Origin of the sequence: Nocardioides sp., assembly GCF_041600255.1 — a bacterium.
In the GTDB taxonomy this organism is placed as follows: Bacteria; Actinomycetota; Actinomycetes; order Propionibacteriales; family Nocardioidaceae; genus Nocardioides.
Genome location: NZ_JBFIKK010000062.1, coordinates 1 through 18,918, shown reverse-complemented (window position 1 = coordinate 18,918; position 18,918 = coordinate 1). Strand labels below are relative to the sequence as shown.

Sequence of the window (18,918 nt, the reverse complement as noted above, 5' to 3'; positions counted from 1 at the left end):
GTAGTTGATCCGCAGGCCGGTGATGCCCTCGATCGCCATGATCGTCGCGTCCATGCCCGGGGTCTCGGTGTCGGCGAAGAGCTCGGTGTTGTCCGCGGCCCAGGTGCTGACGCCGTTGAGGTAGCAGCCCTCGCAGTTGAAACCGTCGGGGAACTGCTCGTGCATCACCGATCCCTTGCGGAACGGGAAGTTCGCCATGTTGCGTGGCAGCCCGATCAGCACGGTGCGGCCGGTGACGGCGTCGACGCTGGCCACGGTCATCGAGTCGGGCCGCAGGCCCCAGCGACCGGCGCCGGAGTCGCCGCCGACGAGCAGGACGTTGAAGCGTCCGTCGTTCGCGCCGTTGACCTGGTCGCTGCCGAACATGCTGATCACGAGGTCGCGCTGGACGCCGACGAGGTGGGCACCGAAGAGCAGGCTGCCGGCGACCGAGAGGCAGAGGAAGCCGTTGACCCCCACCACGGCGCGCCGGTGGTGCTGGGCGAGCGTCAGCGGCTGGCCGATCCGCCACGCGTCCATGAACAGGACCGCCCAGCCGATGGCGGCCAGCATCAGCGCGAACCGGATCACCCCCAGGGCGAGGGTGTCGAAGACCATCCAGAAGGCGAAGCCGTGCCAGACCAGGGCGAGCAGGAACGTCGCCAGGACCACGGCGATCAGCCCGAACCAGACGCGCAGCGCCACCAGGCCCACCCGGCGGTTACCGGCGACGAGCTGGGCCGAGCCCGGCAGCAGGAGGGTCATCACCATCAGGGCCATGGCCCGGCGGAAGCGCACGCGAGCCGCTCGGTCGCCCGCGCTGAAGCGCGGAGCCGCACGGTGGCTGTCGTGCAACCCGGGGGAAGTGACGGGTGGCATCGAGATGCCTCTCTGCTGTGGGGAAGTACTGCCCGCCAGTATCACCAGTCACAGGGGTCACACCGCGTCGCGACGCGCCGGTGGCCCGGAACAGCGTGCGGAGCGATCGCCGGCTCCTCAGGTCGTACGGCGCCCCGTGGCGATCTCCTCCTTCTTCGCCAACCGGTGCGCCCGACGGATCTCCGCCTCCCGCATCCGACGCAGTTCGTCGGGCGTCTCGGGCAGCAGCGGCGGCACCTCCCGGGCGCGGCCGTCGGCATCCACGGCGACGAAGACGAAGTACGCCGAGGCGACGTGCAGCGAGCGCTCCGAGGGGTCGTTCCAGGGCTGGGTCTCGACCCGCACCCCGATCTCCATCGACGAACGGCCGGCCCAGTTCACCTGGGCGAGAGTGCGCACGATGTCCCCGACGTGGACGGGTTCGAGGAACGCCATCTCGTCCATGGCCGCCGTCACCGCCGGACCTCCACTGTGGCGTTGGGCGACAGCCCCCGCCGTGGAGTCGGCCAGCTTCATGATCTCCCCGCCGTGGATGTTGCCCAGCAGGTTCGCCTCGCGACCCGACGTCATCACGGCCAGCGAGACGCGGGCGTAGGACGGCGAGCGGGCGATCAGGTCCGCAGTCATGTGCGCACGGTAGCGTCTGGGCATGGCTGAACGTCCCCCCCGCGACGGTGCTGGCGATCGCACCGGCTCGGAGGGTCCCGAGAAGGGGACCCCCGAGTACAACTGGCTCTACGGATCGAGCTCGGCGAAGACCCCCGACGACGACGCGACCCGGGCTGTGCCCCGGCAGCCGCGTCCCGACGAGACCCGGGTGATGCCGACCGTCCCCCGGGAGGGCTCCCGGCGCCCGGCTGCGCCCACCCCGGCCGCCTCGGGACGCCCGACTCCACCGACCCCGCCGCGGAGCACCCCGGCCAGCGGCGGCGACGCCCGCCGTCCGCGCTTCCGGATGGTCTACGTGCTGGCGCTGGTGCTGCTCTGGATCGTCTACCTCGTCGCAGTCCCGCTCTTCGCCTGGACCAAGGTCGAGAAGGTCAACTTCGAGCCCAAGGGCAAGCGGCCCGCCGAGCAGCCCGGCACGACGTACCTCCTGGTCGGCAGCGACTCGCGCGCCGGCCTGACCCCCGAGCAACGTCGCGAGCTGGGGACCGGCAACGCCGCGGGCCAGCGCACGGACACGATCATGCTGCTGCACACCGGCAGTGGCCCGAACCTGCTGATGTCGATCCCGCGCGACTCCATCGTCGACATCCCGGACCGCGGCTCCAGCAAGATCAACGCGGCCTTCGCCTACGGCGGCCCGAAGCTGCTGGTGCGCACGATCGAGCAGAACACCGGCATCCGGGTCGACGCCTACGTCGAGATCGGCCTCGGCGGCGTCGTGGACGTGGTGGACGCCGTCGGCGGGATCGAGATCTGCCCGACGGTCGACATGGAGGACAAGCTCGCCAACCTCGACATCAAGAAGGGCTGCCAGCAGGCCGACGGCAAGACCGCGCTCGGCTTCGCCCGCTCCCGCAAGACCGACCCCCAGTACGGCGACATCACCCGGGCCAAGCACCAGCGCGAGGTCGTCTCGGCGGTCGGGCGCAAGGTCGTCTCCCCGATGTCGGTGATCAACCCGTTCCGGTACTGGGACCTCGCGATGGCGGCTCCCGAGTCGTTCGCCTTCGGCGAGGGTGCCAGCCCCGTGCGCGCCGCCCTCTGGGCCTCCGCGATGACCCGGGTGAACGGCGAGAACGGCCTGACCTGCGGCGTGCCGATCGCGGACCTGGCGGTGCACTGGGACAGCGAGCGCGCGCCGAAGATGTTCCGCGCGATCATCAATGACGACACCGAGAGCATCCCGAAGAGCCTGTGTACGCCCTCGGGGCTGCCCAAGAGCGTGACCGGGTGAGCTACCAGACGCTCGACTGGTCGCTCGACGACGACGGCGTCGCCACCCTGACGCTGAACCGGCCCGACGCCCTCAACGCCTTCGACCTGACGATGGCGCGCGAGCTCGAGCGGTTCTTCCTCACCGACGCCCGCGACGACTCCGTCCGCGCGGTCGTGGTCACCGGGGCCGGGCGGGCGTTCTGCGCCGGGATGGACCTCTCCGCCGAGGGCAACGTCTTCGGGCTCGACGAGTCCCTCGACCCCACGCCCGACGAGCTGGCCGAGCACCTCACCGAGGCGCCGTACCACGACGGCCTGCGCGACACCGGGGGTCGCGTGACCCTGGCGATCCACGCGCTGCCCAAGCCGGTGATCGCCGCGATCAACGGGGCCGCGGTCGGCATCGGCGCCACGATGACCCTGGGCATGGACATCCGGATGGCCTCGACCCGCGCTCGGATCGGTTTCGTCTTCGGCCGGCTCGGGATCGTGCCGGAGGCGGCCTCCAGCTGGTTCCTGCCCCGGATCGTGGGCATCCAGCAGGCCCTGGAGTGGGTCTACGCGGCTGACATCCTGACCGCCGAACAGGCGCTCGCGGGCCGGCTCGTCCGGTCGCTGCACGAGCCCGAGGAGCTGCTGCCCGCCGCCCAGGAGCTGGCCCGGTCCTTCGTCGTCGGTCGCTCCCCCGTCGCCCTCGGCCTGGCCAAGCAGCTGCTCTACCGCAACGGCGCTGCCGCCGACCCGCTCGAGGCCCACCTGTCCGATTCGCTGGCGATGTTCTTCACCTCGATCGGTGACGGCAAGGAGGGGGTGGCCGCGTTCCGCGAGAAGCGCGCCCCCGAGTTCACCGGGTCGGCCTCGCAGCTGCCGCGGATCTTCCCCGGCTGACCCTCAGGTCGCCTCGGGCTCCACCAACGCTCCCCCGATCTCGCGGGAGCGGCCCACGAAGGTCGCGACCACGGTGTCGCCGACGGCGACCGTGACGTCGTACGTGCCGTCGCGGCCCTCTCGGCTGCGCTCCACCGCGGTGGCCACCAGCTCGTCGCCGAGCCGGGTCGGCGCCCGGAACCGGATCTCGGCGCCGGCGGCGACCGTGCGCCGGTTGTGCGAGTTGCAGGCGAAGGCGAACGCCGAGTCGGCCAGCGCGAACGTCAGCCCGCCATGGCCGATGCCGTGGCCGTTGACCATGTCCTCGCGCAGCCTCATCCGCAGCACGGCGCGCCCCGGCCCGACGTCGTCCACCTGCATGCCCAGGGCCTGGCTGGCCCGGTCGTCGGCCCACATCGCGGCCGCACTGAGGCGGGCGAGGTCGTCGGGCGTCACCGACTCAGGCTAGCCCTGTCGTCCGGCTCCCGGCGCGGGTCAGGCGGCCTGCTCGAGGCGCTGACGGAGCTTGCCGAGGATCTGGGTGAGCAGCCGGGAGACCTGCATCTGGGTGACCCCGATGGCCTTGCCGATCTCGGCCTGGGTGCACCCGCCGACGAAGCGCATCTCGAGGATCTGCCGCTCGCGCGCGGTCAGACTGCTGAGCAGGGGCTGCAGCGCCACCCGTGCCTCGGCGCTGCCGAAGGCCGGGTCCCAGCCACCGAGGCGGTCGCCCGGTCCGACCTCGCCCTCGCCGATCGGGGTGTCCAGCGAGACGGGCGAGAAGCACCCGTTGGCGGCGAGAGCGTCGACGACCAGCTCGAGGTCGACCCCGAGGTGCTCGGCCAACTCGGAGGGACGCGGCGACCTGCCCAGCGACTGCAAGAGCTCGCCCTCGGCGGCCGTGAGCTTGGCCTGGATCTCCTGGATCGAGCGCGGCGGACGGACCGTCCAGCCGTGGTCACGGAAGTAGCGCCGGATCTCCCCCCGCATCGTGGGCACCGCGAAGCTCAGGAAGTCCGAGCCGTGGGTGGGGTCGAAGCCGCGCACCGCCTTGACCAGCCCGAGGTAGGCCACCTGGTTGAGGTCGTCGCCGGCGATCCCGCGACCGTGGTAGCGGCGGGCGATCTCGGCGGCCACCACCATGTTGAGGCGGATCACCTCCTCGTGGAGCAACGCCGTGCGCTCGGCGGGAGCGTCGTACGCCTCCTCGAGGAGTCGGGCGGTCTCCGCTCGCCTGCGCGCGCGGGCCGTGGTGGCCTCGGACTCGGTCGGCGTCGGTGACTCCCCCGGCTCGGGCACCTCGTCCTGGACTGGCTCTGGCGCCGTCATCAGGCTCATCTCGACCACACCTTCCCGAAAATCAGTGTGCTTGGAGCTACGGATCCGGACAACACTCGACTCTCGCACCTCTCGACCCCACAGGGCTCACCCCGCTGGGTGAAGGTGTCACCTGTCATCAAGGGCCTGCTCGAGCTCGGCCTTCGTCATCGTCGACCGGCCGTCGATGCCCTTGCTGCGCGCCTCGGCGTACAGCTGGTCGCGGGTGCGGCCGCCGGCGCCGGCGTGGGACCTGAGACCCCCGCGCCGACCCGAGGAGATGTCATCGGTGGAGGTGCGGCTCGCCTGCTCGGACTCACCGGAGCGAGCGCGCTCCTTGTTCACGGTGCGGGCGGCGATCTCCTCGGCGGTCGCCTCGTCCCGACCGCGGTCGGTGAGGCCCTCCTTGATGTGCTCGTACTGACGCTCGCGCTTCTCGCTCCAGGACTGCCGCGGCATGAGACCCCTCCTCGCACACGTTGGTGCGAGGCTCTTTACCCAGCGACGGCGGATCCACACCGGCCGGCCGTGCGAATCCGGACGAGTTCGCCGGAGAAGGTGGCCGGAGAAGTTGGCCGGGCCCGAGGAACCTCGACCGTGCACTGGTGGATCGCACGACCGGGGTTCCGGGCCCGTGAGGACGCCGTACCCGCTCGACGGCGACCCATGCGCGGGTGCGGACGACACTGCCCCGCCCGGAGACCGAGACGGGGCAGTGGGCGCAGTGGTCGCTCGCTCAGAGCTCGGACTGGATCCCGGCGAGCAGCTGGCGGGCCACCACGATCCGCTGCACCTGGTTGGTGCCTTCGTAGATCTGGGTGATCTTGGCGTCGCGCATCATCCGCTCGACCGGGTACTCACGCGTGTAGCCGTAGCCACCGAGCACCTGGACGGCGTTCGTGGTGACCTCCATCGCGACGTCGGAGGCGAAGCACTTGGCGGCCGCGCCGAAGAAGGTGAGGTCCGCGTCCCCGCGCTCGGAGCGACCGGCGGCGGCGTACGTCATCTGGCGGGCGGCCTCGACCTTCATGCCCATGTCGGCGAGCATGAACTGAAGCCCTTGGAACTCCGCGATCGCCTTGCCGAACTGCTGGCGCTCCTTGGCGTAGCCGAGCGCGTAGTCGAGGGCACCCTGGGCCACGCCGACGGCCTGCGCGGCGATCGTGACGCGGGTGTGGTCGAGCGTCCGCATCGCCGTCTCGAAGCCGGTGCCCTCGGCGCCGATCATCCGGTCGGCCGGGATCCGCACGTTGTCGAAGTAGACCTCGCGGGTCGGACTGCCCTTGATGCCGAGCTTCTTCTCAGGCGCCCCGAACGAGACACCCTCGTCGGACTTCTCCACCACGAACGCCGAGATGCCGCGGGTCCGCTGGTCGGGGTCGGTCACGGCGATCACGGTGTAGTACTCCGAGACGCCGGCATTGGTGATCCAGCGCTTCACGCCGTTGAGGATCCAGTCGTCGCCGTCGCGCACGGCCCGGGTCTTCATGCCGGCCGCGTCCGAGCCTGCGTCCGGCTCGGAGATGCAGTAGGAGAAGCCGCCCTCACCGGAGGCGAGCTTGGAGAGGTACTTCTTCTTGAGCTCCTCGGAGCCGGCGAGCTGCAGCGGGAGGGAGCCGAGCTTGTTGGCCGCCGGGATCAGCGAGGAGCTGACGCAAGCGCGGGCGATCTCCTCGATCACCAGCACGGTGGCGAGCGCGTCGGCCCCGGCACCGCCGTACTCCTCCGGGACGTGCGGGGCGTGGAAGTCCGAGGCGAGCAGCGCGTCGGCCGCCTCCTGCGGATAGCGCGCGTCCTCGTCGACCTCCGTGGCGTACGGCGCGACCTTGGCGTCGCAGACGGCGCGAACGGCCTCGCGGATGGCCTGGTGCTCCTCCGAGAGGGCGAAGAGGGGAAAGTCGGAGCTCATGGGCCAAATCCTACGGGCGGCGGGCGGGCGCCCCGTCAGCGAGTCTTCGCGAGGGGACGGGGGGTGCAGTGCGGGTCCGACCCGGCAGGTGGGCGGTCCGCGGGCAACCGAAAGTGGCAGGTGAGCGCTCAGTGGCCAACCACAACTGGCAGGTCAGCGGCCTCTGGCTAGATTGGGGGGATGGCTGACTGGCAGGACTCCGAGGCGATCCGGTTCATGCTCGACGACTGCGAGACCTGGGCGGTGGTCGGCCTGTCCGGCGACCCCAGCCGTACGGCGTACGAGATCGCGGCGCTGCTGCAGTCGCGGGGCAAGAGGATCGTGCCGATCCACCCCTCCGCTCCGGTGGTCCTCGGCGAGCAGGGGTACGCCTCCCTCGCCGACGTGCCGTTCGGGATCGACGTGGTCGACGTCTTCCGACGCTCCGAGTCGGCCGGCGAGGTCGCCGACCAGGCGGTGGCGATCGGCGCGAAGGGCGTGTGGTTCCAGCTCGGCGTCGTGGACGAGGAGGCGTTCCTGCGCACCCAGGCCGCGGGCGTCCCGATGGTGATGGACACCTGCCCCAAGATGGAGTGGCGGCGCCCCCGATGAGGCGACGGTGAGCCGACCGGGCGAGGACCTGCGCGTCCCCAGCGGCCCCGGTCTGCCCGCCGGGCTCGTCGTGCCGGCGACCGAGCTGGTCGAACGGTTCTCCCGCTCCCCCGGCCCCGGCGGCCAGTCGGTCAACACCAGCGACACCCGGGTCGAACTGGTCTTCGACGTGGCCGCCTCCAGCGCGCTGAGCGAGCCGCGACGGGCACGGGCGCTCACCGCCCTGGCCGGCCAGCTGGTCGGCACCACGGTCGTCGTGGTCGCCTCCGAGCACCGCTCCCAGCACCGCAACCGGGTGGCCGCCCGGGAGCGTCTCGCCGACCTGCTGCGGACGGCGCTGGCGCCGCCGACCCCGCCGCGCCGCCCCACTCGGCCCACCCGTGGTTCCCAGCGACGACGCCTCGAGGCCAAGAAGCAGCGCGGCGCGACCAAGGCGATGCGCGGGCGGGTCCGCGACGCCTGAGCCGAGGTACCGATCTCTCGTCCCCGAGGACAGCAGGTCGGCACCTCAGGTGGAGGTGGTCCACCCCCGTGGCTACCTAGCGTCGGGGTCATGACGATCCTCCTCTCGGACCCCCGGGTCAGTGCGGTCCCGCTCCACGACGACGGCGAGCCCCTGGTGGCGCTCCCCGCCCTCCTCCACTCGGCATGCCCCGGCTCCGCGCCGCTGGTCCGCCCAGGCCTGCGCGACCGGCTGCTCGAGGCAGCTGCCGAGCTCCCGACCGGGGTCCTCCTGCACGTGGTGGAGGGGCACCGTCCGGTCGCCGACCAGCAGCGGATCATCGCGGCGTACTCCGCCCAGCTGCGGGCCGCGCGTCCCGGGATCGGCCCCGACGAGCTGCACCACCTCACCAGCCGGTACGTCGCGCCCCTCGCCGTGGCGCCGCACGTCGCCGGAGCGGCCGTCGACCTGACCCTGGTCGACACGGACGGCACCCAGCTCGACCTGGGCTGCCCCCTCGACGCCACCCCCGAGCAGAGCCGGGGACGCTGCTACTTCGCGGCCGCCGACATATCCCGCGAGGCGCGGGTGCACCGCACCCTGCTGGCCAGGGCGCTCGCAGGCGCCGGCCTGGTGAACTACCCCACCGAGTGGTGGCACTGGAGCTTCGGCGACCGCTACTGGGCGCTGACCACCGGGGCCCCGCACGCCCTCTACGGCCCGACCGAGGCCCGGGTGGCGGCATGAACGCGCTCGCCCTGGCCGCGACCTCCGCGGCCCGGTCCGCCCCCGAGCTCACCGTCGACCTCGCCGCCGTCGCCGCCAACACCCAGGTCTTCGCGGCCCGCGCCGGGGGGGCGCTGATGGCGGTGGTCAAGGCCGACGGCTTCGGCCACGGGGCTGTCGCGGTGGCCCGGACCGCGCTCTCCCACGGCGCCTCCTGGCTCGGCGTGACCAGCCTCGACGAGGCCGCGGAGCTGCGTGCCGCCGGACTGGCGGCGCCCCTGCTGAGCTGGCTCAACCCGGTCGACGCCGACTTCGGTGCCGCCGCCGCCGCCGGCATCGACCTCGCCGTGCCCGGCCTCGAGCACCTGGCCGCGGTCGCCGGGGCCAGGACGCGGGCAGCCGCGCCGACCCGGGTGCACCTGCACCTGGACACCGGGATGGCCCGCGACGGAGCGAGCCCCTCGCAGTGGCCGGCGCTCTGCCGGGCCGCCCGCCGTGCCGAGCAGCAGGGCCTGCTCCGCGTGGTCGGGGTGATGGGCCACCTCGGGTGCGCCGACCGGCCCGACGACCCCTGCAACCGGCTGGGCCGTGAGCGCTTCCGGTGGGCCCTGGGCGCTGCTCGGGCCGTCGGCCTGCGCCCGGAGGTCCGACACCTGGCCGCGACCTCGGCCACGCTCCTGGACCCGCTGAGCCACCACACGATGAGTCGGGTCGGAGCTGGCCTCGTCGGGATCGATCCCACCGGGACCACGCCACTCAGCCCCGCCCTCACCCTGACCGCTCCGGTCGTCTCGGTGCGCGAGGTCCGCGGCGGTACGCCGGTCGGCTACGGGCACGCCGCCGTGACGGTCGGGCGCACCCACCTCGCCCTGGTCGCGCTGGGGTACGCCGACGGTCTGCCCCGGGCAGCCTCCGACCGGGCCGAGGTGCTGGTCCAGGGCCGTCGGCGGCCGGTGATCGGCCGGATCTCGATGGACCAGGTCGTCATCGACGTCGGGGACGACCCGGTCGCGCCGGGCGAGGTCGTCACGGTCTTCGGGCCCGGCGGCCTGGGTGAGCCGACGGTCGCCGACTGGGCGCGGTGGGCGGAGACCCTCGAGCACGAGATCGTGACCGGCGTGGGCGCCCGGGTGCGGCGGACCGTCCGGACGGGTGCGCTGCTCAGCGTCGCCGGTGACCGCCGATGAGCCGCCCTCGGGTCGCCGTGATCGGCGGCGGACAGAACTGCGAGCACGACGTCTCCCTCGCCTCGGCCGCCTCGGTGGCAGCGGCGCTCGACCCCGCGTCGTACGACGTGGTGCGGCTCGGCATCGACCGCGACGGCACCTGGCGCGACCGGTGCGGTCGACCGGTCGGGTTGACCGGTGCCCTGCACGTCCTGCGCAGCTGCGACGTCGTGATGCCGATCGTGCACGGGCCCCGTGGGGAGGACGGCACCCTGGCGGCGCTCTGCGAGCTCGCCGGCCTGCCGTACGTCGGCTCCGGTGTCGGCGCCGGAGCCCTGGCGATGGACAAGTGGGCGACCAAGCTGGTGGCCGAGGCCGTCGGGGTGGCCACCGCTCCGGGACGCCTGGTCACCCGGGCCGGGCGGGACGCCGTGCTGTGGACCGGCCCCGTGGTCGTGAAGCCGGTCCGCGCCGGCTCCAGCCACGGCGTCAGCCTGGTCCGCCGTCCGGGCGAGCTGGCGCCGGCCCTCGAGGCGGCCTTCACCCTGGACGACCGGGTGCTCGTCGAAGAGCTCGTGGTGGGGCGCGAGATCGACCTGGCCGTGCTGACCCGACCCGACGGCAGCCGACTGGTGGGACCGGCGCTCGAGATCGTGGTCGACGGGGTCTTCGACCTCGACACCAAGTACGACGGCAGCGCGGACTTCCGGCTGCCCGCCGAGCTCGACGACGTGGCCCGCAAGGAGCTGGAGGACGCGGCGCTGGCCGTGTACGACGCGCTGGGGTGCGCGGGCGTGGCCCGCGTCGACTTCTTCTGGACCGCCGACGGCGCCGTGCTCAACGAGGTGAACACCATGCCCGGGATGACCGAGCAGTCCCAGGTGCCGAGGATGTTCGCGGCGGCCGGGGTGCCCTACCCGGCGCTGCTCGGACTGCTGGTCGAGGGCGCGCTCACAGCGGGGGCCGGCCGATGAACGCCACGAGCGCCTCGAGCGCCACGAAGGTGGCTGTCACCGCGCCGGCGGGCACCGCCGGACGGACCCGGGTCGACGGCATCGACCTGCTCCGCGGGATCGCCGTCGGGCTGGTGATGCTGCGCCACGCCTGGCCGGACCTCTTCCCCGGAGCCGGGGTGGTCGGCGTGGTGATGTTCTTCGCCCTCAGCGGTCACCTGATCACCGGTCTGCTGCTCGACGAGCTGGCCCGCACCGGGGGCGTCGACCTGGCTCGCTTCTACCGCCGTCGCGCCGAGCGCCTGGTGCCGGCCCTGCTGGTGCTGATGGTGGCGGTCGCGGCGGTGACGCTGATCCTCGACCCGCTCGGTGATCGCGAGGAGCTCGGGCGGACGCTGGTCGTCGCCCTGACCTGGACGGCCAACCTCCCGTTCGACCAGGGCAGCGACGCCACGTTCCACCTGTGGACGCTCGCGACCGAGGAGCAGTTCTACCTGGTGTGGCCCGCCGTCCTGGTCCTCGCCGCCACCCGGGGGCGGATCGGCACCGCCCTCGTCATCGCCTCGACCGCCTGCCTGGTCGCGGCCGCACTCACCCTGCTCTGGCTGGCCGAGGACCCCGACCTCGCCTACGGTCTGCCCACGTCCTGGGCGCTCTGCTTCGTGATCGGCGCGGGCTCCCGGGTCCTCGCCGACCGGTGGCCGGGGCGGACCGGTCTGGTCGTGTCCAGCCTGGTGCTGCTGGGGCTGCTCAGCGTGATTCCATTGCGGGGTCACGCACTCACCTACCTGGCTGGAGGCCCCGCCATCGCCGCCCTCACCGCGTTGGTCCTGCTCCAGTGGCGCACCTGGATCGAGGTGACGCATCCGGTCGGCCGCACCCTCGTCCTGCTGGGGACCGTCTCGTACGCCGCCTACCTGTGGAACTACCCGCTGACCCTCTGGCTCCGCCCCGGCCTCGACGGCTGGGCGGGTCCGGTCGCGGCGCTCGGGACGGTCCTGGCGGCAGCACTCAGCTGGCGCCTGGTCGAGCGTCCCCTGCGTGACCGGCGAGCGCACCGCGCCGCCATGGCGGTGCCGGCATGAACCCCACGCTGCGCACCTGGCTGCCCGACCTCGGGGTCGGCCTGGCGGTGGCGTTCATGGGCATCTTCGAGGCCTTCACGCTCGTGGTCCACGACACCGGCGCCCGGGTCACCCTGGTGATGATCGCGCTGGCGATGACGGTGGCGGGAGCGCTCGTCCGGCAGGCACCGGCCGTCGCGCTGGCCGTGCTCTGGCTGGTCTGCGTGCTGCAGGTGTCGGCCGGCACCCCGATCCTGATGGTGGAGATGGTCGTCGCCCCCATGGTGGCCTTCGGCACCGCCCGCTGGGGAACCACCAGCACGGTCTGGCTCAGCGCCCTCTCCATGCCGGCCGCGGCCGTCGTGGCGGTGCTCTTCCTCGACCCCAACCTGTCCACTGTGCTGGTGGACCGGATCGCCTACGGCACGATCCTCAGCAGCGTCTACCCGATGGGCGTGACCTGGCGCCTGGTGGCCGCTGCCCTCGGGATCGCCTTCCTCGGCCTGCCCTGGCTGGCCGGCCTGGCGCTGCGCTTCGGCGCTCGCGCCCGGCAGTCCGAGGTCTCCCAGGTCGCCGCCGAGCAGGACGCTGCGCGGGCCCACCGCGAGACCGAGCAGGCCCAGGAGATCGCCCACCTCCGCGAGGAGCAGGCCCGCCTGGCCCGGGACGTGCACGACGTCGTCGGCCACTCGCTGGCCGTGATCCTCGCCCAGGCCGAGTCCGCGCAGTTCGTCGGCGCCGAGGACACCGAGAGGCTCAAGCAGACGATGGAGACCATCGCGACCTCGGCCCGGACCTCGCTGCAGGACGTCCGGCAGGTGCTCAGCACCACGGCCGGACAGCCCGCCGCGGTCCGCCCCGGCGGGCTGGACAGCCTCGTGGAGGGCGTACGGGCCAGCGGCCACCGGGTCGAGGCGGTCGAGATCGGCACGCCGCGGCCGCTGCCGCCCGAGGTCGACGTGGTCGCCTTCCGGGTCCTGCAGGAGATGCTCACCAACGCGATCAAGCACGGCCGCCGCGGCGAGCCCGTGCACGTCGAGCGGCACTGGGAGGGCGAGCTGCGGCTGGAGGTGCGCAACGTCGCCGGCGACTCGACCGGGGAGGCCGGCCAGGGCCTTGAGGGCATGCGCCGCCGGCTGGAGTCGGTGGGCGGCCGACTCGACGTACGTCGTCGCAGCGAGCAGGTCGGTCCCACGTTCACCGTCACCGCCTGGATCCCGCTGGGGGCCCAGCGGTGATCCGGGTGCTGCTGGTCGACGACCAGGACCTCTTCCGCGAAGGGGTCTCGGTGATCGTCAACGCCCAGGACGGGATGGAGGTGGTCGGAGCCGCCGGCGACGGCATCGAGGCCGTGCGGATGGTGGACGAGCTGCAGCCCGACGTGGTGCTGATGGACATCCGGATGCCCGAGATGGACGGCGTCGAGGCGACCCGGCAGATCTTCGCGCCCGAGCGGGCTGCCCGGCGCCGCCGGCCGGTGCGGGTGATCGTGCTGACCACCTTCAACCTCGACGACCGCGCCGCCACCGCGATCCGGTACGGCGCCAGCGGCTTCCTGCTCAAGGACACCACGCCGGTCCAGCTGCGCGACGCGATCCGGACCGTGCACGCCGGCAACGCCGTGCTCGCCCCCCAGGACCTCTCCACGCTGCTGGAGGGCCAGTTCCGGAGCCGACGCGAGACGCCGGCGTCGTACGTCGCCCTCACCGACAAGGAGCGCGAGGTGTTCCGGGCGGTCGCGGCGGGGTTGTCGAACACCGAGATCGCCGGGCAGGTCTACGCCAGCGAGTCGACCGTGAAGACCCACGTGGGCGCGATCCTGCGCAAGCTCGGGCTGAGGGACCGGGTGCAGATCGTGGTCTTCGCCCACGAGCACGGACTCACCGGCTGAGGCGCTCAGAAGCCGAGCTTGTGGGCTCCCGAGGCCTCGTTGCGGACGACGGCACCCTTGTCGAAGGCCGCCTGCTTGAGGTCCGCCTGGAAGTCGACCATCCGGCGCCGGAGCTCGGGGTCGGACGCGGCCAGGATCCGCGCGGCCAGCAGGCCCGCGTTGCGGGCGTTGCCGATCCCGACGGTGGCGACCGGGACGCCGGCCGGCATCTGGACGATCGAGAGCAGCGAGTCCATGCCGTCGAGGTGCTTGAGCGGGACCGGCACCCCGATCACCGGCAAAGGCGTGACGGCGGCCAGCATCCCCGGCAGGTGTGCGGCTCCGCCGGCCCCCGCGATGATCACCGCCAGGCCTCGCCCGGCCGCCTGCTCGCCGTAGGCGATCATCTCCGCAGGCATCCGGTGGGCCGAGACGACGTCGGCCTCGAAGGCGACGTCGAACTCCGCCAACGCCTCCCCCGCGGCCTTCATCACCGGCCAGTCCGAGTCCGAGCCCATCACGATGCCGACGCGCACTTCACCCATGCTCTGACTCACTCACTCTCGTTGCCGAGGTCTCCACGGAACCAGGCGGCGGCGTGCCGCGCCCGCTCCAGGCAGTCCTCGAGATCGTCGCCGTAGGCGTTGACGTGGCCGACCTTGCGCCCCGGGCGCAGGTCCTTGCCGTACAGGTGCACCCGCAGGTGCGGGTCGCGCGCCAGGGCGTGCGGGAAACCGTCGTACAGGCGCCCGGCGTCGTGCGGCCCGCCGAGGATGTTGACCATCACGGTCCACCTCGCTCGCGGCGCCGGGGAGCCCAGGGGCAGGTCGAGCACGGCCCGCAGGTGGTTCTCGAACTGCGAGGTCACTGCGCCGTCCTGGGTCCAGTGCCCGGTGTTGTGCGGACGCATGGCGAGCTCGTTGACCAGCACCCGGCCGTCGTTGGTCTCGAAGAGCTCGACCGCCAGCACGCCGGTCACGCCCAGGGCGCCGGCGATCCGCAGCGCGATCTCCTGGGCCTCGCCGGCGAGCTGCGGGGACAGGTCCGGCGCCGGCGCCACCACCTCGTGGCAGATCCCGTCGCGCTGTGTGGAGGCCACCACGGGGTACGCCGCGGCCTGCCCGCTCGGGGCGCGCACGACCAGGGCGGAGAGCTCGCGGCGGAAGTCGACCAGCTCCTCGGCCAGCAGGGCGACCCCGGTCTCCGCGGCCACCCGGAAGGGCTCCGCGCAGTCCTCGAGCGAGCGGACGAACCAGACACCCTTGCCGTCGTAGCCGCCCCGGGTGGTCTTGAGTACGCACGGGAAGCCGAACGTCTCGACCGCGGCCTGGTCGGCGACCAGCGCGTTGCGCGGGCACGGAACGCCGAGCTCGGCCAGCCGGGCGCGCATCACACCCTTGTCCTGTGCGTGCACCAGGGCGTCGGGGCCGGGTCGAACGGCCACGCCGTCGGCCTCCAGGGCCCGCAGGTGGTCGGTGGGCACGTGCTCGTGGTCGAAGGTCACCACGGCGCAGCCCGCGACCACGGCGCGCAGGGTGGCCAGGTCTCGGTAGTCGCCGACCACGTGGTCGGGGATGACCTGGGCGGCGGAGACACCGTCGGCCTCGGCCAGCAGGCGCAGCGGGAGGCCCAGGGCGATGGCCGGCTGCGCCATCATCCGGGCGAGCTGGCCGCCGCCGATGATGGCGAGCGTGGGGGTGGACTCAGGCACGGGCCCCAGACTAGTGACCGTCGCGGCGCCGGGGATCCTCGGTCTCGAAGCGCAGGCCGTGGCCGCGGATCGTGGTGATCAGTCGGGGGCTGCGGCTGTCGTCGCCGAGCTTGCGGCGCACCCAGCCCAGGTGCACGTCGATGGTCTTCGAGGAGGTCCAGAAGCTGGTGTGCCAGACGTTCTGCATCAGCTCGTCGCGGGTGACCACCTCACCCGCCCGGGCGATCAGGGCGTGCACCAGGTCGAACTCCTTGCGGGAGAACTCCACCTCGTCGCCACCACGCCAGACCAGGCGCGCGACCGGGTCGAGCCGGACGTCCTGGACCTCGTACATCTCCCCACGGTAGGAACGCGGCCCCCGCGCCGGGCCGAAATGCCCAAATTGGTTGCACGATCATCCAACTGGTCCGGTCCGGTCGCTGCCGGGGCCGACAGGGGCCTCAGTGCCGCCGTACGGCGACGGGTTCGACGATGCCGAACCCGCGGACCGGGCGGGCCGGCAGGGACCGGGTCTCGAACTGGTCGGCGGGCAGCAGCGCGGCCGTGGCCGCGTCGATGATCACCCGGTTGCGGCGGGCGACCGCGGTCAGCCGCGAGGCCAGGTTCACCGGTGGCCCGAAGACGTCGCCCAGGCGCATGACCACCGAGCCGGTGGCCAGCCCGACCCGGACGTCCGGCATCCGGTCGTCGCGCCCGATGACGCTGATGATCCCCTCGGCGGTGTCGTAGGCGCTGATCGGGTCGTCGTTCACGAACAGCACCGAGTCGCCGATGCTCTTGATGATCCGGCCCCGCTGGCCCGCGACCACGTCGGCGCACCGGGACTCGAAGACCTCCACGAGGTCGCCGATCCGGGCCTCACTGATCTCGTTCGACAGGGCCGTGAAGCTGACGATGTCCGCGAACCCGACGGTGACCTGACTGGTGTGCAGGTCCTCCTCCTTGGCCCCCAACGCCTCGATCCGGGCGACCGCCGCCGCGAGGTGTCGGCGCCAGGCGTAGAGGAGGAGCCCCTCGAAGGGCTTGTTGAGCCCCTCCATCATCCGCTGCGCCGAGCCGATCCGACTGCCGGTGGCCTGGTCGCCGCGCTCCAGCTTCTCGATGCGGTGCACGAGGGTGCCGACCTCCCAGTCGGCGAGGCGGGCCATCGTCTGACCGACCGCCCGGGTCAGGTTGACCGCGGTGTCGAAGTCGATCAGTCCGGAGTCGACCACGGAGTTCAGGATCGAGACGGCAGCCACGTCCCCCCGGGTGAACGCGGTCTCCAGTCCGCGCTCGGGGAAGCCCAGCGCGCGCCACAGTCGCTGCGCCTCCTCGATCGTCACCCCGGTCGCCTCGGCGACCTCGTGGGCGGTGTAGACCAACTCCTCGCCGAGGATGGCCTGCTCCAGCGCATCCTGGACGACCGGCTCCTCAGCCTCCGACATGGCCGGAACACCGGTCGACGTCACGGCGATCGCGGGACTGCACCAGGCGCCCACGGGCGCGCGCGCTCGGCGCGACGGACGCACCGTCGTCGAGCACCCCCTGGAAGTTCACCACCCCCGGATCATGTCATCGATCGAGGCGATCCTCAGGCTTCTCCCGTAGCGCGAGCATGCACGACGTCACCCGCCCCCACGCTCACCTCGCCGGTCCCGGTGCGCACCCGCAGTCGGCCGTCCGGGTCGATGCCCACCGCCGTGCCGCTCAGCACCTCGCCCGAGGGCAGGTCGACTCGCACCTGACGACCCAGGCTCACGCAGGCCCGGGTGTACGCCGCACGGAGCTCCGCGCCGTTCCCGGCCTGCCAGGCGGCGTACTCGGTGTGCAGGGTGCGCAGCAGGGTGGCCAGCAGGTCGGTCCGGTCCAGGCCGGTGGCGCCGGCCAGCGCCAGCGAGGTGGCGGTGTCCACCGGCAGCTCCTCGGCGGTGGTGCTGACGTTGAGCCCGATGCCGACCACGGCCGCCGGGCCGTCGGGGGTCTCCACCAGCTCGGTCAGGATGCCGGCGACCTTGAGGTCGTCCAGCAGGACGTCGTTGGGCCACTTCAGCCCCGCCCGCAACCCGACCTCCTCGAGCGCACGACCCACGGCGTACCCGGCGAGCAGCGGCAGCCAGGGCCAGGCGGCGGGCGCGGCCTTCGGGCGCAGCAGCACCGAGAAGGTCAGCGCGGCACGGTCCGGTGTCTGCCAGGTCCGGTCCAGCCGGCCCCGCCCGCTGGTCTGGTGCTCGGCGACGACGACGAGACCCTCGGGCTCGCCGACCCGGGCCCGATCCGCGACGAGCGCATTGGTGGAGGCCGCTTCGGCCACCACCTCCACCCGTCCGAGGTCGGCCGCGGCGAGGCGGGATGCGTCGAGGGGTGGGCGCGCGCTCGGGTCGTCGGTCACGGGCACTACATTGACCCACGAACCCTTGAGGAGGCCAGAATCGTGACTGCACAGCCAAGCCCGGGCGTGGGCGAGGGAACCGACGTTCCCGCGGACCTCGACATCCACACCACCGCAGGCAAGCTCGCCGATCTCGACCGTCGGCTCGACGAGGCGGTGCACGCCGGCTCGGCCAAGGCGGTCGAGAAGCAGCATGCCAAGGGGCGCAAGACCGCCCGCGAGCGGATCGAGATGCTCTTCGACGAGGGCTCCTTCGTGGAGCTCGACGAGCTCGCCCGGCACCGCTCCACCGCGTTCGGGCTGGAGAAGAACCGCCCCTACGGCGACGGCGTGATCACCGGCTACGGCACGGTCGACGGCCGCCAGGTCTGCGTCTTCTCCCAGGACTTCACCGTCTTCGGCGGGTCCCTCGGCGAGGTCTACGGCGACAAGATCACCAAGGTGATGGACCTCGCCATCAAGACCGGCTGCCCCATCATCGGCATCAACGAGGGCGCCGGCGCCCGCATCCAGGAGGGCGTGGTCTCGCTCGGCCTGTACGGCGAGATCTTCCGCCGCAACGTGCACGCCAGCGGCGTCATCCCCCAGATCTCGATGATCATGGGCTCCTGCGCCGGTGGTCACGTCTACTCCCCGGCCGTCACCGACTTCACGATCATGGTCGACGGCAGCTCCAACATGTTCATCACCGGCCCCGACGTGATCAAGACCGTCACCGGCGAGGACGTCTCGATGGAGGAGCTCGGTGGGGCGCGCACCCACAACACCAAGTCGGGCAACGCCCACTACATGGCCTCCGACGAGGAGGACGCGATCGAGTACGTCAAGGCCCTGCTGAGCTACCTGCCGCAGAACAACCTCGACGAGCCGGTCGTCTACGACGAGGTCGCGGACCTCGAGTTCTCCGACCTCGACCGCTCGCTCGACACGATCATCCCCGACAGCCCGAACCAGCCCTACGACATGCACGACGTGATCACCGCCGTCCTCGACGACGAGGAGTTCCTCGAGGTCATGGAGCTGTTCGCGCCCAACCTGATCATCGGCTACGGCCGGGTCGAGGGCCGGCCGGTGGGCGTCGTGGCCAACCAGCCGATGCAGTTCGCCGGCACCCTCGACATCGACGCCAGCGAGAAGGCCGCCCGCTTCGTGCGGTTCTGCGACGCGTTCAACATCCCGGTGCTGACCT

General features: G+C 72.4%; 21 protein-coding genes and 1 pseudogene. 11 read left to right on the top strand and 11 right to left on the bottom strand.

The genetic code is table 11. The features are described 5' to 3' along the window. Together ABZE72_RS09200 and ABZE72_RS09195 are read right to left on the bottom strand one after the other, a co-directional pair. A pseudogene (locus tag ABZE72_RS09200) lies at nt 1–858 on the bottom strand (LytR family transcriptional regulator); the annotation flags it as partial. Nucleotides 859–975: 117 nt separating this feature from the next. Next, a complete protein-coding gene (locus ABZE72_RS09195) occupies nt 976–1,485 on the bottom strand; it encodes an acyl-CoA thioesterase (RefSeq protein ID WP_372728723.1) in 510 nt (169 codons plus the stop codon). Nucleotides 1,486–1,507: 22 nt separating this feature from the next. Between ABZE72_RS09195 and ABZE72_RS09190 the strand changes: the two genes are divergently transcribed. Then, the gene (locus ABZE72_RS09190; protein WP_372728722.1) at nt 1,508–2,761 is read left to right on the top strand and encodes an LCP family protein; all 1,254 of its coding nucleotides are present in this window, start codon (nt 1,508–1,510) and stop codon (nt 2,759–2,761) included. Next, nucleotides 2,758–3,630, top strand: a complete 873-nt coding sequence (locus ABZE72_RS09185) for a crotonase/enoyl-CoA hydratase family protein (protein ID WP_372728721.1) — start codon at nt 2,758–2,760, stop codon at nt 3,628–3,630. Before ABZE72_RS09190 ends, ABZE72_RS09185 begins: the two co-directional genes overlap by 4 nt. Before the next feature lie 3 nt (nt 3,631–3,633). Here the strand turns inward: ABZE72_RS09185 and paaI are convergent, their stop codons facing one another. The 4 genes from paaI to ABZE72_RS09165 all read right to left on the bottom strand — a co-directional run bounded on the left by paaI (nt 3,634) and on the right by ABZE72_RS09165 (nt 6,835). Continuing rightward, a complete protein-coding gene (paaI, locus tag ABZE72_RS09180) occupies nt 3,634–4,065 on the bottom strand; it encodes a hydroxyphenylacetyl-CoA thioesterase PaaI (protein ID WP_372728720.1) in 432 nt (143 codons plus the stop codon). A gap of 39 nt (nt 4,066–4,104) precedes the next feature. Continuing rightward, nucleotides 4,105–4,938: a sigma-70 family RNA polymerase sigma factor gene (locus ABZE72_RS09175; RefSeq protein ID WP_372728719.1), complete on the bottom strand. Its 834-nt coding sequence runs from the start codon at nt 4,936–4,938 to the stop codon at nt 4,105–4,107. Between the two features lie 117 nt (nt 4,939–5,055). Next, on the bottom strand, nt 5,056–5,385 hold the full coding sequence (locus ABZE72_RS09170) for a plasmid stabilization protein (RefSeq protein ID WP_372728718.1): 330 nt from the start codon (nt 5,383–5,385) through the stop codon (nt 5,056–5,058). Between the two features lie 277 nt (nt 5,386–5,662). Next, nucleotides 5,663–6,835 (bottom strand): acyl-CoA dehydrogenase family protein, encoded by a 1,173-nt coding sequence (locus tag ABZE72_RS09165; protein ID WP_372728717.1) that lies wholly within the window; start codon nt 6,833–6,835, stop codon nt 5,663–5,665. Nucleotides 6,836–7,015: 180 nt separating this feature from the next. Here ABZE72_RS09165 and ABZE72_RS09160 point away from each other — a divergent pair, with 180 nt between their 5' ends. The 8 genes from ABZE72_RS09160 (at nt 7,016) to ABZE72_RS09125 (ending at nt 13,668) form a co-directional block, all read left to right on the top strand. Then, nucleotides 7,016–7,426 carry a CoA-binding protein gene (locus ABZE72_RS09160; protein ID WP_372728716.1) on the top strand — a complete coding sequence of 137 codons (411 nt, stop codon included), beginning with the start codon at nt 7,016–7,018 and terminating at the stop codon, nt 7,424–7,426. A gap of 7 nt (nt 7,427–7,433) precedes the next feature. Continuing rightward, nucleotides 7,434–7,889: an alternative ribosome rescue aminoacyl-tRNA hydrolase ArfB gene (arfB, locus tag ABZE72_RS09155; protein WP_372728715.1), complete on the top strand. Its 456-nt coding sequence runs from the start codon at nt 7,434–7,436 to the stop codon at nt 7,887–7,889. A gap of 90 nt (nt 7,890–7,979) precedes the next feature. Then, nucleotides 7,980–8,615, top strand: coding sequence for a M15 family metallopeptidase (locus ABZE72_RS09150; protein WP_372728714.1), 636 nt, complete (start codon nt 7,980–7,982; stop codon nt 8,613–8,615). After that, nucleotides 8,612–9,781 carry an alanine racemase gene (alr, locus tag ABZE72_RS09145; protein WP_372728713.1) on the top strand — a complete coding sequence of 390 codons (1,170 nt, stop codon included), beginning with the start codon at nt 8,612–8,614 and terminating at the stop codon, nt 9,779–9,781. The genes ABZE72_RS09150 and alr overlap by 4 nt, the downstream gene beginning before the upstream one ends. Further along, nucleotides 9,778–10,734, top strand: coding sequence for a D-alanine--D-alanine ligase (locus ABZE72_RS09140; protein WP_372728712.1), 957 nt, complete (start codon nt 9,778–9,780; stop codon nt 10,732–10,734). The genes alr and ABZE72_RS09140 overlap by 4 nt, the downstream gene beginning before the upstream one ends. Next, nucleotides 10,731–11,798: an acyltransferase family protein gene (locus tag ABZE72_RS09135; protein ID WP_372728711.1), complete on the top strand. Its 1,068-nt coding sequence runs from the start codon at nt 10,731–10,733 to the stop codon at nt 11,796–11,798. The genes ABZE72_RS09140 and ABZE72_RS09135 overlap by 4 nt, the downstream gene beginning before the upstream one ends. After that, nucleotides 11,795–13,015 carry a sensor histidine kinase gene (locus ABZE72_RS09130; protein WP_372728710.1) on the top strand — a complete coding sequence of 407 codons (1,221 nt, stop codon included), beginning with the start codon at nt 11,795–11,797 and terminating at the stop codon, nt 13,013–13,015. Before ABZE72_RS09135 ends, ABZE72_RS09130 begins: the two co-directional genes overlap by 4 nt. Further along, nucleotides 13,012–13,668: a response regulator gene (locus ABZE72_RS09125; RefSeq protein ID WP_372728709.1), complete on the top strand. Its 657-nt coding sequence runs from the start codon at nt 13,012–13,014 to the stop codon at nt 13,666–13,668. Before ABZE72_RS09130 ends, ABZE72_RS09125 begins: the two co-directional genes overlap by 4 nt. Before the next feature lie 5 nt (nt 13,669–13,673). On the opposite strand, the gene purE is transcribed toward ABZE72_RS09125, so the two are convergent. The 5 genes from purE to ABZE72_RS09100 all read right to left on the bottom strand — a co-directional run bounded on the left by purE (nt 13,674) and on the right by ABZE72_RS09100 (nt 17,729). Further along, nucleotides 13,674–14,192: a 5-(carboxyamino)imidazole ribonucleotide mutase gene (gene purE, locus ABZE72_RS09120; protein ID WP_372728708.1), complete on the bottom strand. Its 519-nt coding sequence runs from the start codon at nt 14,190–14,192 to the stop codon at nt 13,674–13,676. A gap of 8 nt (nt 14,193–14,200) precedes the next feature. After that, nucleotides 14,201–15,358, bottom strand: a complete 1,158-nt coding sequence (locus ABZE72_RS09115) for a 5-(carboxyamino)imidazole ribonucleotide synthase (RefSeq protein ID WP_372728707.1) — start codon at nt 15,356–15,358, stop codon at nt 14,201–14,203. A gap of 10 nt (nt 15,359–15,368) precedes the next feature. Beyond that, nucleotides 15,369–15,692: a winged helix-turn-helix domain-containing protein gene (locus ABZE72_RS09110; protein WP_372728706.1), complete on the bottom strand. Its 324-nt coding sequence runs from the start codon at nt 15,690–15,692 to the stop codon at nt 15,369–15,371. Between the two features lie 106 nt (nt 15,693–15,798). Then, on the bottom strand, nt 15,799–16,785 hold the full coding sequence (locus ABZE72_RS09105) for an adenylate/guanylate cyclase domain-containing protein (protein ID WP_372728705.1): 987 nt from the start codon (nt 16,783–16,785) through the stop codon (nt 15,799–15,801). Nucleotides 16,786–16,931: 146 nt separating this feature from the next. Beyond that, nucleotides 16,932–17,729 (bottom strand): biotin--[acetyl-CoA-carboxylase] ligase, encoded by a 798-nt coding sequence (locus ABZE72_RS09100; protein ID WP_372728704.1) that lies wholly within the window; start codon nt 17,727–17,729, stop codon nt 16,932–16,934. 66 nt (nt 17,730–17,795) lie between these two features. On the opposite strand from ABZE72_RS09100, the gene ABZE72_RS09095 reads away from it, so the two are divergent. Next, on the top strand, nt 17,796–18,918 hold a 1,123-nt coding region (locus ABZE72_RS09095; protein WP_372728724.1), incomplete at its 3' end, for an acyl-CoA carboxylase subunit beta.

Excerpts from the sequence above, each read along its gene's own strand:
- ABZE72_RS09140 (WP_372728712.1), top strand. The coding sequence starts at position 9,778 with ATGAGCCGCCCTCGGGTCGCCGTGATCGGCGGCGGACAGAACTGCGAG.
- alr (WP_372728713.1), top strand. The coding sequence starts at position 8,612 with ATGAACGCGCTCGCCCTGGCCGCGACCTCCGCGGCCCGGTCCGCCCCC.
- ABZE72_RS09165 (WP_372728717.1), bottom strand. The coding sequence starts at position 6,835 with ATGAGCTCCGACTTTCCCCTCTTCGCCCTCTCGGAGGAGCACCAGGCC.
- ABZE72_RS09150 (WP_372728714.1), top strand. The coding sequence starts at position 7,980 with ATGACGATCCTCCTCTCGGACCCCCGGGTCAGTGCGGTCCCGCTCCAC.
- ABZE72_RS09190 (WP_372728722.1), top strand. The coding sequence starts at position 1,508 with ATGGCTGAACGTCCCCCCCGCGACGGTGCTGGCGATCGCACCGGCTCG.
- ABZE72_RS09160 (WP_372728716.1), top strand. The coding sequence starts at position 7,016 with ATGGCTGACTGGCAGGACTCCGAGGCGATCCGGTTCATGCTCGACGAC.
- ABZE72_RS09130 (WP_372728710.1), top strand. The coding sequence starts at position 11,795 with ATGAACCCCACGCTGCGCACCTGGCTGCCCGACCTCGGGGTCGGCCTG.
- purE (WP_372728708.1), bottom strand. The coding sequence starts at position 14,192 with ATGGGTGAAGTGCGCGTCGGCATCGTGATGGGCTCGGACTCGGACTGG.
- ABZE72_RS09170 (WP_372728718.1), bottom strand. The coding sequence starts at position 5,385 with ATGCCGCGGCAGTCCTGGAGCGAGAAGCGCGAGCGTCAGTACGAGCAC.
- ABZE72_RS09135 (WP_372728711.1), top strand. The coding sequence starts at position 10,731 with ATGAACGCCACGAGCGCCTCGAGCGCCACGAAGGTGGCTGTCACCGCG.
- ABZE72_RS09175 (WP_372728719.1), bottom strand. The coding sequence starts at position 4,938 with ATGACGGCGCCAGAGCCAGTCCAGGACGAGGTGCCCGAGCCGGGGGAG.
- ABZE72_RS09105 (WP_372728705.1), bottom strand. The coding sequence starts at position 16,785 with ATGTCGGAGGCTGAGGAGCCGGTCGTCCAGGATGCGCTGGAGCAGGCC.
- ABZE72_RS09195 (WP_372728723.1), bottom strand. The coding sequence starts at position 1,485 with ATGACTGCGGACCTGATCGCCCGCTCGCCGTCCTACGCCCGCGTCTCG.
- ABZE72_RS09110 (WP_372728706.1), bottom strand. The coding sequence starts at position 15,692 with ATGTACGAGGTCCAGGACGTCCGGCTCGACCCGGTCGCGCGCCTGGTC.